General features: G+C 73.2%; 15 protein-coding genes. 9 read left to right on the top strand and 6 right to left on the bottom strand.

The window, feature by feature from the left end; translation table 11 throughout:
• Positions 1–255, bottom strand: coding sequence for a hypothetical protein (locus tag QRX60_RS03410; protein ID WP_285999342.1), 255 nt, complete (start codon positions 253–255; stop codon positions 1–3).
• A gap of 309 nt (positions 256–564) precedes the next feature.
• Positions 565–1,482: an ornithine cyclodeaminase family protein gene (locus QRX60_RS03405; protein ID WP_285999341.1), complete on the bottom strand. Its 918-nt coding sequence runs from the start codon at positions 1,480–1,482 to the stop codon at positions 565–567.
• Positions 1,483–1,524: 42 nt separating this feature from the next.
• Between QRX60_RS03405 and QRX60_RS03400 the strand changes: the two genes are divergently transcribed.
• Genes QRX60_RS03400 through QRX60_RS03390 form a run of 3 tightly spaced genes read left to right on the top strand, consistent with a single transcriptional unit; the run spans position 1,525 to position 3,477 of the window.
• Positions 1,525–2,136, top strand: coding sequence for a pentapeptide repeat-containing protein (locus QRX60_RS03400; RefSeq protein WP_285999340.1), 612 nt, complete (start codon positions 1,525–1,527; stop codon positions 2,134–2,136).
• Positions 2,137–2,164: 28 nt separating this feature from the next.
• Positions 2,165–2,764, top strand: coding sequence for a sulfite oxidase-like oxidoreductase (locus tag QRX60_RS03395; protein WP_285999339.1), 600 nt, complete (start codon positions 2,165–2,167; stop codon positions 2,762–2,764).
• Positions 2,734–3,477 (top strand): ferredoxin reductase, encoded by a 744-nt coding sequence (locus tag QRX60_RS03390; RefSeq protein WP_285999338.1) that lies wholly within the window; start codon positions 2,734–2,736, stop codon positions 3,475–3,477. The genes QRX60_RS03395 and QRX60_RS03390 overlap by 31 nt, the downstream gene beginning before the upstream one ends.
• Positions 3,478–3,625: 148 nt before the next feature.
• Here the strand turns inward: QRX60_RS03390 and QRX60_RS03385 are convergent, their stop codons facing one another.
• Both QRX60_RS03385 and QRX60_RS03380 read right to left on the bottom strand, forming a co-directional pair.
• Positions 3,626–6,241, bottom strand: a complete 2,616-nt coding sequence (locus QRX60_RS03385) for a helix-turn-helix transcriptional regulator (RefSeq protein ID WP_285999337.1) — start codon at positions 6,239–6,241, stop codon at positions 3,626–3,628.
• Complete coding sequence (locus QRX60_RS03380; RefSeq protein WP_285999336.1) at positions 6,238–7,368, bottom strand: Hsp70 family protein; 1,131 nt, start codon at positions 7,366–7,368, stop codon at positions 6,238–6,240. Before QRX60_RS03380 ends, QRX60_RS03385 begins: the two co-directional genes overlap by 4 nt.
• 303 nt (positions 7,369–7,671) lie before the next feature.
• Between QRX60_RS03380 and QRX60_RS03375 the strand changes: the two genes are divergently transcribed.
• The 3 genes from QRX60_RS03375 (at position 7,672) to QRX60_RS03365 (ending at position 11,749) form a co-directional block, all read left to right on the top strand.
• Positions 7,672–8,664: an IniB N-terminal domain-containing protein gene (locus tag QRX60_RS03375; protein WP_285999335.1), complete on the top strand. Its 993-nt coding sequence runs from the start codon at positions 7,672–7,674 to the stop codon at positions 8,662–8,664.
• Between the two features lie 101 nt (positions 8,665–8,765).
• A complete protein-coding gene (locus QRX60_RS03370; protein WP_285999334.1) occupies positions 8,766–10,550 on the top strand; it encodes a dynamin family protein in 1,785 nt (594 codons plus the stop codon).
• On the top strand, positions 10,547–11,749 hold the full coding sequence (locus QRX60_RS03365; protein ID WP_285999333.1) for a GTPase: 1,203 nt from the start codon (positions 10,547–10,549) through the stop codon (positions 11,747–11,749). The genes QRX60_RS03370 and QRX60_RS03365 overlap by 4 nt, the downstream gene beginning before the upstream one ends.
• On the opposite strand, the gene QRX60_RS03360 is transcribed toward QRX60_RS03365, so the two are convergent.
• Positions 11,746–12,132 carry a RidA family protein gene (locus QRX60_RS03360; protein ID WP_285999332.1) on the bottom strand — a complete coding sequence of 129 codons (387 nt, stop codon included), beginning with the start codon at positions 12,130–12,132 and terminating at the stop codon, positions 11,746–11,748. The genes QRX60_RS03365 and QRX60_RS03360 overlap by 4 nt on opposite strands.
• A 93-nt stretch (positions 12,133–12,225) precedes the next feature.
• On the opposite strand from QRX60_RS03360, the gene QRX60_RS03355 reads away from it, so the two are divergent.
• The 3 genes from QRX60_RS03355 to QRX60_RS03345 all read left to right on the top strand — a co-directional run bounded on the left by QRX60_RS03355 (position 12,226) and on the right by QRX60_RS03345 (position 14,741).
• Positions 12,226–12,588, top strand: a complete 363-nt coding sequence (locus QRX60_RS03355) for a winged helix-turn-helix transcriptional regulator (RefSeq protein WP_285999331.1) — start codon at positions 12,226–12,228, stop codon at positions 12,586–12,588.
• 66 nt (positions 12,589–12,654) lie between these two features.
• Positions 12,655–14,199 (top strand): long-chain-fatty-acid--CoA ligase, encoded by a 1,545-nt coding sequence (locus tag QRX60_RS03350; RefSeq protein ID WP_285999330.1) that lies wholly within the window; start codon positions 12,655–12,657, stop codon positions 14,197–14,199.
• Positions 14,199–14,741, top strand: coding sequence for a TetR/AcrR family transcriptional regulator (locus tag QRX60_RS03345; protein ID WP_285999329.1), 543 nt, complete (start codon positions 14,199–14,201; stop codon positions 14,739–14,741). The genes QRX60_RS03350 and QRX60_RS03345 overlap by 1 nt, the downstream gene beginning before the upstream one ends.
• 43 nt (positions 14,742–14,784) lie before the next feature.
• Here the strand turns inward: QRX60_RS03345 and QRX60_RS03340 are convergent, their stop codons facing one another.
• Positions 14,785–15,177: a TIGR03618 family F420-dependent PPOX class oxidoreductase gene (locus QRX60_RS03340; RefSeq protein WP_285999328.1), complete on the bottom strand. Its 393-nt coding sequence runs from the start codon at positions 15,175–15,177 to the stop codon at positions 14,785–14,787.
• Positions 15,178–15,184: the final 7 nt, after the last annotated feature.

The following is a 15,184-nucleotide window of genomic DNA, read 5'->3' as shown; positions in this document are numbered from 1 at the left end:
TCACCGGCCCGCGAAGCGGGCGATGATGCCGGTGATGACCAGCCAGAACACCGCGGCCAGGCCGAAGTCGAGGATGACGGCCAGGCTGGGGTTGTCCACCGGGAACAGGCCCGGGAAGAACAAAGCGAGAGGAACCGCCAGGGACTTGATGAAGACGAAGAAGGCGTTGCCGGCATTCGCGCCGGCGAGCACCATGATCATGTAAAGGACTTCGATCCCCGCGAAGATCGCGCCGATCGCCGTGATGACCCGCACGGCCGTGTTCCGTCTGGTGGTGGTTCGCCAAGGAGACATGTCCGGAAAATTCCCGCATTGGGTGACCGATCAAACGCTCCAACCCCAAGATTGCGCCGTTCGGCGGCTCCCGTTGCTCTCCGCCGCCTCTTCTGGACACTGAGTAAGCCCCTCGCTTGTGCGCGGCCACGCGAGTTCCGCCGCCAATCACGCGAGTCACGGCCCCGATCACGCGAGATCTGCGCGCGATCACGCGAGTTCGGTGCCGATCCCGTGGTCGGCATCCGGTCTCGCGGCACACCGCGGACAGCCCGAGCGCGTGTCGGCCAGCTAGGTGCGCGCGTCCGCCGCCGCTTCGGCAGCGCCGAGCAGCCGAGCGATGGCCCAGTCCTGCACCGCGAGACCGACGGACTTGAAAACCGTCCGCCCGCTCACCACCGGCGGAGCGCCCAACGCATCGCCGAGCTCAACCAACGAAGACCGCTTCACCACTCCGCTGTCCACGGCGTGAATCACCTCGCCGGCCTCCTCGAGCACGGCCTCGACCTGATCCACGACCACACACGCGGCAGCACTGAGCAACTCGGCCGGAAGCTCCCGCATGGAAGGCAGGTAGGACCCGATCGCATTGACGTGAACCCGCTCCGGAAGATCATCCACATCGAACAGAGGAGTCGAAGACGACGTAGCACAGCAAACGATCTCCGCATCGGAGACCGCATCAGCGGCCGAAGCGGCAACCCGCGTCACGATCCCGGGGAACTCGGCTCGCAAACGGTCCGCGAAGGCGTGAGCACGCGACGGATCCCGGCCGAACACCGCCAGCCGGTTCACCGGGCGCACCGCGGCCACCGCCCGCACTTGGTCGGCGGCCTGCGCGCCGGTGCCGAGGGGCGCCAAGCGGGTGGCGGAAGCCGGCGCGAGCAGGTCCGTCGCGACGCCGGACGCCGCGCCCGTGCGCAGCGTCGTCACCTCGATCGCATCGGCGACCACCTGGCCCGCGGCGGTGTTCCACACCAGCGTCCCGAGGATCATCGGCGTGCGGCCGGCGACCAGGCTGAGCGTCTTCACCACCGTCGTCGACGTCGGCGTGTGGCAGGCGCTCATCACCAGCGTCGTGCCGCCGCCGAAGGACAACCGTTGCGGTACCACGAAACGGCCGGCGGCGAGGTCGAGGAAGGCCGCCCGCACCGCGTCGACGGCGGCGGTCATCGGCACGGCCGCCCGGACGGCGTGAGCATCGAGCATGCGCGGACCCTTCGGAGTCGGAACTGCCGCTAGCCTGGCGGGGTGTCCGATGCCACGCAAGATCCACCCGTCGAGGAGCAGCGGTTCGTCCGCGAGGACTGGTACGGGGAGGAGATCACCGGACGGCACTACGTGCGGTGCGAGTTCCGCGAGGTCGACTTCTCGGAGGCGCACACCCGGAACTCGGTCTTCACCGACTGCGTGTTCGGCAACGTCCGCTTCAACGCGTCCCGCCACACGGACTCGGCGTTCACCGGCTGCGCCTTCAAGCGGTGCAATTTCTTCGACGCCGAGTTCACCGGGTGCAAGCTCGTCGGCGCGACGTTCAGCGAGTGCGAGCTGCGGCCGCTGCGGGTCACCGGCGGCGACTGGTCGTTCACCGGGCTCGCGGGCGCCGACCTGCGGTCGGTCGCCTTCCACGGGGTCCGCATGCGCGAGGCCGACCTCACCGGGGCGAACTGCGCCGACGCTGTGTTCGCCGACGTCGACCTTTCGGCGGCGACGCTGCACGCCGTCAAGCTGCCCCGCGCCGACCTGCGCGGCAGCGACCTCTCGTCGCTCGACCCGGTGAACGCCCAACTGGACGGCGCGATCGTGTCACCCGAACAGGCTGCGGTGCTCGTCACGTCGCTCGGGCTGCGCGTCCGGGCGTAAGCTCGGGCCGACCGGAAGGAGGGCCGCGATGGGTGTCGTGACACCGGGATTCAGCGGCCGGGCCCGCAGCGGCAACCCGCGCCTGCCACCCGGTCAGTACCTGGCCGAGGACTTCCCCGTCCTGTCGGCCGGCCCGACCCCGCGCGTGCGCACCGAGACGTGGGAGTTCACGGTCACGACCGAGACGGGCGAGAAGCACGCCTGGAACTGGGCCGAGCTGATGGCCCTGCCCAGCGAGAAGCCCACAGTGGACATCCACTGCGTCACCCAGTGGTCCAAACTGGACACCCGCTGGCGCGGCGTCGCGGTGGACACGCTGGTCGGCGGGCTCGACACGGCCGCCGACTACGTCATGGTGCACTCCTACGGCGGCTACACCACGAACCTGCCGCTCGCCGACCTGCTCGACGGCCAGGCCTGGATCGCCTACGAGTACGGCGGCAAGCCGCTCACTCCCGAACACGGCGGCCCGGCGCGGCTGCTGGTACCGCACCTGTACTTCTGGAAGTCCGCGAAGTGGGTGCGCGCGCTCGAGCTGAAGACCCGGGACGAACCCGGTTTCTGGGAGAACGTCGGCTACCACGACTACGGGGATCCATGGCGCGAACAGCGGTATCAGGGCGACTAGCCTGGCGGGTCGCCCGCTTGGCCGAGTTCCGCGACGAGACGCCGACGGCCCGCACGCTCGTCTTCGACCTGCCGGGCTGGCCGGGGCACCTGGCGGGTCAGCACGTCGACGTCCGGCTCACCGCGGCCGACGGCTACCGAGCGCAGCGCAGCTACTCGCTCGCTGCGCCCGCCGACGGTGACCGCGTCGAGCTGACGGTCCAGCGCGTCGCCGACGGCGAGGTGTCCGAACACCTCACCGGCCCGTACGCGATCGGCGACCCGGTGGAGATCCGCGGCCCGGTCGGCGGCTGGTTCGTCTGGCACCCGGCGGACCCGGCACCGGTCCTGCTGATCGCGGGCGGCTCGGGCATCGTGCCGGTGATGGCGATGATCCGCGCCCGCCGGGCGGCGGGCGTCCGCACGCCGTTCAAGCTGATCTATTCCCTGCGCACCCCGGCGGAGCTGTACTACGCCGACGAGCTGCGCACGCCGGTGGCGGGGCTGGACATCACGTACGTGTACACGCGCGAGCTGCCCGAAGGCCGCCCGGGAATCCCGCGACGCATCGACGTGGCCACGCTCAACACGGCGGCCTGGCCGGCGGAGTTCGGCGCATCGTGCTTCATCTGCGGCCCGACGGGCTTCGTCGAGACGGCGGCGGACATCCTGGTCGCCCTGGGCCACGATCCGCACCGCATCCGCACGGAGCGGTTCGGCCCCAGCCGCGACTGAGCCCAGCGCAATCCACAGCCAGGCACCGATGTGGACAACTCGGCCCCAGCCGCGCTCGCCCACGGCTTTCGTCGGGCATCCCCGATACGCTGGACACGGGGCCGGACCCCCGGAGAGGGCGGGGGCTGCTCTAAGGGCGCGGGCCGCTCTACGGTGCGTCCGGGCGGGAAAGCAGCTCTCGGAGCGTCGCGAGCAGCTCGCGGCGGTCGGCCGCCCCCAGCTTTCCGCGGATGCGGGCCATGTGGTGCTCCACCGTCTTGCCCGAGATGAACAGCTTCGAACCCGCCTGCTTGTACGTCAGCCCCTCCACGACCAACCGGGCCACCTCGAGCTCCCGCTCGCTCAACGCCGCCAACCCGGTGCCGGCCGCCGCGGGTTCGGATGTTCCCGGCTCCCGGCGGGCCGCCGTTCCCTGGAACTGGCGGGCCGCCTCCAGCAGCTGGACCATCGCCTTGCGGTCGGACGTGCGGATCGCCGCCTGGCCGGCCAGGCGCGCCGCGTCCCAGCGCAGGCCCAGGTCGTGCATCTCGGCCGCCGCCGCGGAGATCGTGTCCGGGTCGAACGTGCCGCCCAGGACCGACAGCCAGCACTGGGCCGCCGTTGCCAGGGCACTCGGGTAGCGGCCGCAGTGTGCGTGCGTGGTCAATGTCGCCAGGTGTGCCTTCGCCGCGTCCGCGTCCTCCAGCGTGATCGCCGCGTGCAGCTCGTGCCACACCAGGGAGACCGTCCACAGTGGAGGCTCGCCGAGGCGGGCCAGCAGGCTGTGGGCGCGTTCCAGCTGGCCCGAAATCTTCGCGAACGCGCCCGTGCGGGCCGCCGCGATCGCCAGCTCGCCCAGCGGCAGCAGCGTGAACAGATCCGTCTGCTGCCGCATCGACGCCTGGTACGCGCGGTGCCACGACCGCTGCAGCCCCACCAGATCACTGGCCCGGCGCGCCAGGCCGAGCTCCAGCGTCGCGAAGAACAGCTCGTCGCGGGCCTCCAGCGTCCGGCCGGCGACGGCGTCGTGGTGTTCGGCCGCCGTCGCGAGGTCGCCGGCCGTCATCGCGGTCCAGCCCAGCAGCAGGCGGTGGCGCACCGACAGCAGGTCGCCGCCGATCCCGCCGTCGAGGGCCCGGGTCAGCACCGGCTCCGCGAGCGCCAGCTCCCCGGTGTGCAGCGCGGCGAGCGCGGCCAGCGCCGCCGGGCTGTCCGGCAGCAGCGTGCCGCCCAGGGCCGGTTCCAGCATCGCCGCGGCGCCGAGCAGCGTCGACAACGTCTCCGTCGCGCAGCCTGGCACCGAATCGGCGATGCCGCGGGCCATCCGGGTGGCCGCGCCGGCGAACAACGTCGGCGCGACGCCGGGCGCGGGGGAGTCGAGGAGCCGCCGGGCGCCGTCGAGGTCGCCGGTGCCGACCAGCGCGATCGCCGCGAACGCGTCGGCCCCGGCCCAGGTGCCCGCACCCGCGGGAAGCCCGGCGCCCGGGAACCCTCCGCCCGCGAGGGGCCCGGCGCCGCCGGAAAACCCGGCGTTGGCGGACTGCCCGGCGTTGGCGGAATTCCCGCCGTTGGCGGACTGCCCGGCGCCACCGGACTGCCCGGCGTTGCCGGAATACCCAGCGCCGCGGGAAAGCCCAGCGCCGCCAGAAGACCCGCCGTCGCCCTGGGCTGTCGTGCCGGCGCTGCGGGAGGCCCAGTGGTACAGCTCCGCGCTGCGGGCCAGCTCGCCGCGGTGCGCCAGCACGGTGGCCGCGATCGCCGCCCCGGCCGCGCGGGTTTCGGGGTCGGCCGCGCCGAGCATCCCGTCGCCGAGGCGCAGCGCCGTGTCGAGGTCGCCCGACAACGCGGCCGCGCGCGCCCACCCCGTCGTGACGGCGGAAGAGCGGTCGCCCGCTTCGGCGGCGGCCTCGAAGAGCCGGGTCGCCAGGCGCGGGTCGGACGGCAGGGCTTCGGCGGCCGCGGCGGCGAACGCGGCCGCGGCGGACGCGCCGGAGCTGCCTGTGCCGAGCAGCGAGCGCGCCAGGTCGAGCACCGGGAGGCCGTTCGCCAGCTGCAGTTCGACGAGCCGCTGCACCGTCGTCAGCCGGCGCGCGGGCGGCCCGAAGTCGCGGACCGCGGCCGCGGCCAGCGGTAGCAGCGCGTCGTCCGGGCCGAGCAGCCCGGTCGCGCGGGCGGCGTCGACGATCGCGGGGAGCTGGTCGGGACCGCGGTCCAGCAGCGCGCACAGCAGGTCGAGGTTGCGCCCCGCCCCGGCTTCGGCCGCGATCAGGTAGCGCAGGACGTCGTCGTCGAGCTCGTCCAGCTCCGGCCGGAAGTCCTCCAGCCGCCCGAGCAGCTCCCGCTCGGCCAGCCGCGGCACCCCGCCGCTGCGCGCGTGCAGCTCGGCCGCCGCCGCGGGCTCGGCGGGCGAACCCGTCACCGCCGAGATCAGCCGCGCGATGTCCTCGACGCCGAGCGGGCCGAGCTGCAGCAGCGTCCAGCTCGACGCCACCGAAGCCGGCCGGTGCGCGACGACGATCGGTCCGTCCGCGCCCGTGAGCAGCTCCTCGAGCTGGTCGGGACCCAGCCGGTCGGCGTCGTCGACGAGCAGGGCCTCGACGCCGGCCGCGCGGAAGCAGCGGTCGAGCGCGGCGAGCAGCACGCTCTTGCCGTACCCGCCGGGCGCGACGACGGCGAGCCGCAGCGGCGCGGCCGGATCGGCCGCGACCTGGTCGAGCAACTGGCGTGCGGCCGGGTGCACGGGGACGGTGCGGAACGGGGAAGCCTGCGTGAGCAGAGTGTTCAACAGTGACCTTCACCGGAGGGGGCGCCGGGGCGGGCGCAGTGGCTCGGGGCGGGGGACTGGTCGGGGCCGGCGGTGGCTTCGCGGGCGGTGACGGTGATCACCACGGCCGAGACGGCCGCGGCGAGCACGAGGATCGCGGCGGCGAGGGGGCGCCGCCGCCGGAACAGGTTCATCGGGCTGCTCTTTTCGGGCAGCTCGAACGGCGTGATCTCGACCGGCGGCCGGGGCGGCCGCTCGCCGAGGTCACCGAACGTGTCCACCTGGGGGAGCAGGGTGGTCTCGACGGCGGGGGGTTCGTGCGGGGCACCCCGGTGGTCCGCACGCAGTGTCGCGAGGGCGGCTGCGCCGAGTGCGGCGGCCGCCGGCGGAACCGGTCCCGCGAACACCGGGCACGGCGGCCGGGCCGGCAGTGCGTGCGGCGGGACGTCGCCGCAGAACACCACGCCGGCGAGGCGCTTGGGGGACGTCGACGCCGCGCCCGCGAGGGCGAAGAGCGTGCTGAGCGCCGCGGCCGGGGCCACGCCCTCGGCAGTCGCGGCCGGCTGCCACCCGCCCGAGCCGGTCGCCGTGGCCAGCGTGACGTTCACGCCGTCGGCGCCGAACTCGCAGACCCCGGCCGCGGTCGCGCCGGGACCGGGGACCGGCAGGTGCGCGCCGAGCGCGGCGATCGAGCCGGGGACCAGCGTGACCGCGGGGAACCCGGCGTCGGCCAGGGCGCGGCGCAGCACGTCGCGGCGGTAGCCGCCCCAGTCGCCGGGGTGGGTCAGCACCAGGTGGTGCGGGGCGCCGCCGAGCAGGTTCGCGGCGTGCTCGGCGATGCCTTCGACGAGCACGGTGGTCAGCGTCTCGGGCGGGAACGGCTCGCCTTCGACGAGCATCGGCACGTCGTCGCCGATCCGCCGGTGGAAGCCGGTGAGCAGCCGGGACGGGACCCGGGCGCCCGCCTGCGCGGCCGCGTCCCCCGTGAGCAGGTACCCCTCGTCGTCCAGGAACAGCGCGGACGCGGCGGCGGGGGTTCGTTCACCCAGCCAGAGCGGTTCGGGGTCGCCCCAGCCGGGGCCTTGACGTCGGCAGGTCGCGGCGTGGGTCCGCCCCTGTGCCACATCGATCCCGAGGACGTAGGGCAACGGCGCTTCCTCCTCACCTCGCGGGGGCCGATCGGGGGTGCGGAATCCCCCTAGGGCTCGGGGCATCCTCACCCAAACGGGTTAGTCAAGCAAGTGGCTGGAGGGATTTAACCCAACTGAGTGCGTCTCGGATGAGCCCCTAACTCCCTAACGATGACATATCGATCCCCTATTGGCTGACTGGCCCGCGACTCGGAGTGATCCCCGATGTGCGTGGGGGGACCGGATCCCTAGCTTGATGTCGGAGCAGCGGTCCTTGCGGCCGTTGCCGTCCCCCGAACCACCGGACCAGGAGAAAACCCCATGGACTCCGTGCAGACGTTGCACGACTTCGCCCTGAACCTGCTCAACGACCCGACCGCGCTCGCCGCGTTCGGGACGGACCCGCAGGGCGCCCTCGCTGCCGCCGGTCTCGGTGACGTCAGCGCCGCCGACGTGCACGAGGTCATCCCGCTGGTGCTCGACTTCGTCCCGGTCGACAGCCTCCCGGCCGTCGGTGGCCTCCCCGCCGTCGGCAGCCTCCCCGGCCTCGGCACCGACGCCCCGGGCATCCAGGGTGCGATCGACCAGCTCACCGCCCTCACCGCGGGCCTCGGCCTGCCGGCCACCCCGGAGCTGCCGGGTGTCGGCGACCTCGGCGTCGGCGAGCTGCCCGGCGTGGGCCAGCTGCCCGCCGTCGGCGCGCTCCCGGGCGTGAACGACGTCACCAACGCCGCCAACGCGACCGCGCTGGCCGGCAACGTGACCGGTGCCGTCCTCGGCGGCGACCTGGCGGGCGGCCTCGACTCGGCCGCGCTGACCAACCTGACCGCCGCTCCGGCTTACCTCACCGACCCCGAGTCGGGCGTGACCGGCAACGTGGCCTACGCCGCGGCCGCGGGCGTCGGCGAGACCCAGCAGGTCCTCGCCACCTCCAACGCGGAGATCCACGAGGTCAACGGCCACATCGGCGACGTGACCAACACCCTCGGCGTCAGCGACACGGTGGGCAGCCTCACCGGCCACATCGGTGACTTCTCCGGCATCCTCCAGGGCGCCGGCGACGTCGCGTCCTCGCACGGCGGCCACGGCGCCGGCCACGGCCCGCTGGGCGAGGTCACCAGCGTCGTGACCAACGCCACCGGCATCAACGTCGAGCACGACGTCGCCGGCGCGGTCGGGGACGTCGCCAGCGGCAACAGCGCCGGCACCGCCGTCCACGACGTCGTCTCCGACGTGGCGGACGTCAGCCACAACGCGCTGGGCAACCTGCACGTCGGCGACATCGCCTCGAACGACATCCACCTCGGGCACTGATCCCCGAACCGGTCACCGGTGCCCGTCCCGCGGTCTGGGTGCAGCCGCGGGACGGGCACCCGGTGTGCGCACTGGGAGTAAACCGGGGACACTCGTCCGCTGTGACCGCACCGGCTTGGCTCGAAGTGCTCAACGAGACGCTGGACGCGTGCCGCACCCACGGCCGCGCCGATCTCGCCGAGCGCCTCCGCAGACGTCGAGACGCCCCCGAGGGGCAGATCCGCCTCGGCGTGCTCGGATTCCCCAAACAGGGCAAGGGATACCTGCTCAACGCGGTGCTGAACGCGCCCGTGTGCGCGGTCGGCGACGCCCCGACCCCCGAGGTGCCGACCGAGATCGGCTACGCCCCCGAACCTGCCGCCACCCTGGTCGGCCGCTCCCGCGAACGGACCCCCGTCGCGGTCGAACGGCTCACCAGTGAGCTCGGCGCCCGGCCCGCCGGCACACTCAGCCGCGTCGAGGTCGGCGTGCCGCGCGAGCTCCTTTCCGCCGGGCTCGTCCTCGTGGACACCCCGCCGGTCGGCGACCCGCGGTCGCCGCGCACCGCCGCCGCGCTCGACCTGCTCGCCGAAGCGGACGCCGTGATCCTCGTCTCCGACGCGACGGCGCCGCTCAGCGCCGCCGAGCTCGCGCTGGCCCGCCACGTCCGCACCTGGTGCCCGCACGTCGTGCTGGCGCTCACCAAGATCGACGCCTCGCCGGGGTGGCGCGCGGTCGCCGAGCGCAACCGCGGGATGCTCGCCGAGGCCGGGATCGACGCGCCCGTGCTGCCGGTTTCGGCCGTCGTGCGCGAAGCCGCCGCGAAGGCCGGCGACGCCGAGCTCAACGCGCGGTCGGGCTTTCCCGAGCTGCTCACCTGGATCGCCGAGCAGGCCGCGCGGCCGCCGGAGCAGTCCCGGGCACTGCTCGCCGCCGTCGGCGTGCGCGCCGCGGCCGCGGAGCTCGTCGAGTCGCTGCGCGACCGCGTGGACGCCGCGGGGCAGGACGCCGGGCTCGGGCAGGCCGCGCTGCTGCAGCGCGCGCAACGCCGCGCCGACGACCTGCGGCGGCGGAACACCCGGTGGCAGAACCTGCTTTCCGACGAGATCACCGACCTGATGGGCGACGTCGAGTACGACCTGCGCGAACGCACGCGCAAGATCGTCAACACCATCGACCAGACCTTCGACGAGGGCGACCCGGTGAAGGTCTGGGAAGAGTTCGCGGTCTGGCTGGACGAGGCGTTGACCGAAGCGGTCGAAACGAACTACTCCTGGCTGGCCGAACGGGCGCAGTGGGTCGCGCAGGCGGTCGCGGCGTGCTTCGGTGCCCAGTACGACCAGGCACTGCCGGACCTGCCGCTCGACGGTTCGGGCGCCGAAGACCTCGACGACGTCCGGCGGCCCAAGATCGAGAAGTTCAAGATCGGCCACCAGGCCTTCACCGGGCTTCGCGGGTCCTACGGTGGCGTCCTGATGTTCGGCCTGATCACCAGCCTGCCCTGGCTGGGGCTGCAGCTGATCAACCCGATCTCGCTCGGTGCGGGTGCCGCGTTCGCCGTGAAGACGATCCGCGACGAGGGCGGGATGCGGCTGCAGCGGCGCCAGGCCGTGGCCAAGCAGGCGGCGCAGCGGCACGTCGACGACGTCTTCCTCAGGTACAGCAAGGAGTTCCGCGACGCGATCCGCGGCGTGCAGCGGCGGCTGCGCGACCACTTCACCGGGTTGGCCGAGGACCTCGCGGACGAGCTGACGCGCGAGCGCGAGACGATCATGGCCGGTTCCGCGGAGCGCGAGCGGCGGACCGGGCACATCCGCAAGGAGATCGATCGCCTGGCCGGGCTGCACCAGCGCGCGGGCGAGCTCGGCACGATCGCCGGGCGGAAGCGGCGGGAGCTCTCGGCGTGACCCAGGACGTCCGCGACCTGCTGCACGCCGCGGCCGGGCTCTACCGCGACGACCCGCGCGCTTCGGCGGTCCTGCACGACTGCCTGGACCGGCTGGAGCAGCCGTTGCGCGTCGCCTTCGCCGGGGCGCCGTCGTCGGGGAAGACGACGCTCGCGGCGGCGCTGGGCGAGTGGCCGACGCGGGCGCTGCGCGACCTCGTGCTGCTGGACGACCCCGGCCCGGCCGACGACCTCCCGGACGCGACGGTGCGGCTCGTGCGGCACCTCGAACCGGACGAGCTCGCGGCGGCGCACCCGCCGGGCGGCTCGGCGTTCGCGCGGCAGAGCGCGGTCAACTCGGTGCTGGTGCTGGCCAGAGCCGACGAGGTCGGCGCGGGCCGGATCGACGCGTTGCTGACCGCCAAGCAGCTCGCGCGGCGGGCCTGGCGCGAAGACCCGCTGTGCACGGGGTTCCTGGGCGTGATCGCCGTCGCCGGGCAGCTGGCCTACGGCGGGCGGTCCCTGCGCGACGACGAGTTCGACCTCCTGGCGGCCTTCGCCGCGGTGCCGCGCGAAGAGCTCGAACGGCACGTGCTTTCGGTGGACTCGTTCACCGATCCCGCGTTCCCCGGCCCGATCCCGGTCGAGACGCGGCGGTCGCTGGTGGTGCGGTTCGGGCTGTTCGGCGTCCGCCTGGCGCTGACGCTGATCCGCACCGGCTGCGACGACCGCGTCAAGCTGTCGGCGGAGCTGGTCCGCCGCAGCGGTCTCGGCGAGCTGCGGGACACCCTCGCCGGGTGTTTCGTGGCGCGGGCCGAGGCGCTGAAGGCCCGCACGGCGATCATCCGGCTGGAGGCGTTGCTGGCGGCTCAGCCCCGCCCGGGCGGCGACCGGCTGGTGTCCCGGGTGGAGCGTTTCGCGGCGGCCGCGCACGACTTCCGCGAGCTGCGCCTGATCGCCGACATCCGCGGCGGCCGCACGGCGCTGTCCGGGGAGCCGGCGGAGGAGGCGGTCAGGTTGCTGGGCGCCCAGGGCACGGCCCCGGCCGATCGTCTGGGCCTGGAGCCGGACGCGGACCCGGGGGACATCTACGACGCGGGGCTGGACGCGCTGCGGCGGTGGCGGCACGAGGCGGAGCGGCCGGACCGGCCCCACGCCGAGCGAACCGCGGCCCACGTCGTGGTGCGCTCGGCCGAGGGGCTCCTGGCGCTGTTCGCCTAGAGCACCGCGGTGGCTTCGACCTCGACCAGGTGCTCGGGGACGTCCAGCGCGGCCACGCCGATGAGGCTGGCGGGCGGTTTCGCGGTCGTCCCCAGCTTCTCCGCGGCTCGCGCGATCCCGGCCAGCAGCGCCGGCATCTTGTCCGGCGTCCAGCCGACGACGTAGCAGGTCAGCTTCGCGACGTCGTCGAACGAACCGCCGGCCGCGGTCAAGGCCGTGCCGACGTTGAGGTAGCACTGCTCGACCTGCGCGGCGAGGTCGGGTTCGGTGTCCCAGGCGACCTGCCCGGCGACGAAGACCAGCTTCGTCCCCGACGCGATCGACACCTGGTGGTACACGTCGATCTCGGGCAGCTCTCGGGGGTTCACCAGGGTGATCGGCACTTCGTCCTCCGTGGTCTCTTGTGGTTACCCAGGAACCGTAGGAGAGTGCTGGGCGGTACGGAAGAAGGCACTTTTCGGTGACGGGGGAACCAGATGGTGACCGAGCAGGACGCGGACCTCTCCCGCGCGGACTCCTTGGCGCGCGAGATCTTCTCCGACGTCGCCAACAAGTGGGCGTTCCTGATCATCGAGACCCTCGGCGACCGCACCCTGCGCTTCAGCGCGCTCCGGGACGCGGTCGAGGGCATCAGCCACAAGATGCTCACCCAGAACCTGCGCATGCTGGAGCGCAACGGGCTGGTCGAGCGCGAGGTGCACCCGACCGTGCCGCCGCGGGTCGAGTACACGCTCACCGAACCGGGGCAGGGGCTGCGCGCGACCGTCGACAGCATGTGCGGCTGGACGCGGCGGTACCTCGGGGACATCGAGGCCGCCCGCGGCCGCTTTGCCCGTTGACGTCCGCGCGCCCGCGCCGCACCATAGAGCGGTCTATGGTCCAGCGCCGGCCGAAGGAGCTCCGCCATGCCCGAAGACGTCCGCCCCCGGGTCCGGCTGTTCGGCGACCTCCTGGCGCACTGGGCGCGGGAACGCCCCGGAGACACCGCGCTCGTCTTCGGTGCGCAGTCCTGGACCTGGACGGAGTTCGACGAGCGGGTCCGGCGGCTCTCGGGCGCGCTCGCGGCGGCCGGCGTCACCCGGGGCGACCGCGTCGCCTTCGTCGACAAGAACCACCCCGCCTGCCTGGAGACGACCTTCGCGGCGGCCGGCATCGGCGCCGCGAACGCCGTGGTCAACTGGCGGCTTTCCGGGGACGAACTGGCATACGTCCTCAAGGACGCCGGTGCGAAGGTCGTCTTCGTCGGCGCGGAGCTCGTACCCGCGCTCGACGCGGTCCGCGACCGGCTGCCCGCGCTGGAACGCGTGGTCGTCGTCGGCGGGGAGCACGACGAGTACGAGCCGTTCCTGGCGGGCGCCGCGCCGCACACGGCGCCCGGCCTCGACGAGGACGACGGCGTCCTGATCATGTACACCAGCGGCACCACCGGCTTCCCGAAGGGCGCGGTGCTCACGCACCGCAGCGTCATCGCCCACGGCCTCTCCGCAGGCACCGCGTTCCCGATCGGCCCCGGCGACGTCAACCTCGTCGCGATGCCGCTGTTCCACGTCGGCGGCAGCTGCTACGCCGTTTCCGGGTTCCTCTACGGCGAACCGTCCTACCTGACCCGCGAGCCGGACGCGGCGTCGCTGTTCGCGGCGCTGCGGGCCGGGATCACGCACGCCTTCCTGGTGCCCGCCGTGGTCGCCGGGATCGCGCAGGCCGGCGAGGCCGCGCTCGAGGCGTTCGCCCGCCTGAAGTACCTCTGCTACGGCGCGTCGCCGATGCCGCTCCCGTTGCTGCGCACGGCGCTCGCCGCGTGGCCGGACACCCGGTTCGCCCAGGTCTACGGCATGACCGAGCTGTCCGGCGCGGTCACCGCGCTGACCCCGGAGGCGCACCGGGACGCCTCACGCCCCGAGCGGCTGGCGTCCGCGGGCACCGCACTGTCCGGAGTGGACATCCGGATCGTCGACCCGGCGACGTTCGAGGACACCGAGGTCGGCGAGGTGTGGATCCGCACGGAGCAGCGGATGGCGGGCTACCTCGGCAAGCCCGAGGCGACCGCGGAGACCATCGTGGACGGCTGGGTGCGCACCGGCGACGTCGGGCGCCTCGACGACGGCGGGTTCCTGTTCCTCGAGGACCGCGTCAAGGACATGATCATCACCGGCGGTGAGAACGTCTACTCACCGGAGGTCGAGCGCGTCGTCGCGGAGTTCCCCGGCGTGGCCGAGGTGGCCGTGATCGGCGTGCCGGACGAGCGCTGGGGCGAGCAGGTCAAGGCCGTCGTCGCCGGCGACCAGCTCGATGTCGACAAACTCATGGAGTTCTGCCGCGAGCGCCTGGCCCACTACAAGTGCCCGCGCAGCGTCGACGTCGTGGAAGCGTTGCCGCGCAACGCGACCGGCAAGATCCTCAAGCGTTCGCTGCGGGAACCGTACTGGCGGGACCGGGACCGGAACGTCTGATGCCCCCGGTGACGCGGCAGGCGTATTTCGCGGCCGCCCTCGACGTGCTGGCCGAGCACGGGTTCACCGAGCTGAACGTCGGGAGGCTGTGCCGCGGCCTCGGCGTGACGAGCGGGTCGTTCTACCACCACTTCGGCGGCTGGCCGGGCTTCGTGGAGCAGCTCCTGGACCACTGGGAAAACCGGCAGGTCCTCATCCTGCGCGAACGGAACTTCGGCAGCGGCGGCCCGTCGGCGGACTTCGCCGCGCTGATGGACCTGACGCTCGGCCTGCCCCACGAGGCCGAGGCCGCCATCCGCGCGTGGGCCGCGAACGACGAAACCGTGCGGGCGGCCCAGAAACGCGTCGACTCCGCGCGGCTGCGGACGGTCGGCAAGGCGGTCAAGGGCATCGTCGGCGACGGTGACCTCGCGCGGACGCTCACGTCCCTGGGCATGGCGATGCTGGTGGGGCACCAGCAGCTGGCGTCGGCGGGGGAGCACAGCGAGCTGGCGACCCTGCTGGCCGAGTACACACGGCTGGTGCACTCCCGCCGGTCGTGAGTGGTAATTAGGGTTCTAACCCGAATTACCACTCACGACGGGGTCAGGCGTTGCCGAGGATCCGGTGCACGGTGATCTCCAGGACCACGCGCTGCGGGTTCGGCTTGGGCTGCCGGTAGCGTGCCGCGTAGCGGTTTTCCGCGTCCCGTACCGACTCCGGGTCGTCGCGCAGGACCGCGCGTCCTTCCAAAGTGGACCACTTCGGGCCCTCCAGCTGGCAGACGGCGACGGGGACACCGTCCGCGCCCGCGGCCCGGATCAGCCGGGCCTTGACCGACGACGAGAACGTGATCACGCGCGCGAGCCCGGCGTCGAAGTCCACCGTCACGCCGACCGCGACGACGTGCGGGGTGCCGTCCGGCCGGACCGTCGTCAGGGTGGCCAGCCGGCGCTCGGTCCAGAAGGCGCGGAAGTCCGCGCCGCGGTCGATCGTCATGCGGCTC

This window comes from Amycolatopsis mongoliensis (assembly GCF_030285665.1).
GTDB lineage: Bacteria > Actinomycetota > Actinomycetes > Mycobacteriales > Pseudonocardiaceae > Amycolatopsis > Amycolatopsis mongoliensis.
Note: the sequence above shows the minus strand (reverse complement) of the source record. Positions and strands in the feature narration are given on the sequence as shown.

Bases quoted from the DNA above. Each gene is read 5' to 3' on its own strand.
- QRX60_RS03355 (WP_285999331.1), top strand. From the start codon at position 12,226: ATGGTGACCGAGCAGGACGCGGACCTCTCCCGCGCGGACTCCTTGGCG.
- QRX60_RS03405 (WP_285999341.1), bottom strand. From the start codon at position 1,482: ATGCTCGATGCTCACGCCGTCCGGGCGGCCGTGCCGATGACCGCCGCC.
- QRX60_RS03345 (WP_285999329.1), top strand. From the start codon at position 14,199: ATGCCCCCGGTGACGCGGCAGGCGTATTTCGCGGCCGCCCTCGACGTG.
- QRX60_RS03350 (WP_285999330.1), top strand. From the start codon at position 12,655: ATGCCCGAAGACGTCCGCCCCCGGGTCCGGCTGTTCGGCGACCTCCTG.
- QRX60_RS03340 (WP_285999328.1), bottom strand. From the start codon at position 15,177: ATGACGATCGACCGCGGCGCGGACTTCCGCGCCTTCTGGACCGAGCGC.
- QRX60_RS03375 (WP_285999335.1), top strand. From the start codon at position 7,672: ATGGACTCCGTGCAGACGTTGCACGACTTCGCCCTGAACCTGCTCAAC.
- QRX60_RS03390 (WP_285999338.1), top strand. From the start codon at position 2,734: ATGGCGCGAACAGCGGTATCAGGGCGACTAGCCTGGCGGGTCGCCCGC.
- QRX60_RS03395 (WP_285999339.1), top strand. From the start codon at position 2,165: ATGGGTGTCGTGACACCGGGATTCAGCGGCCGGGCCCGCAGCGGCAAC.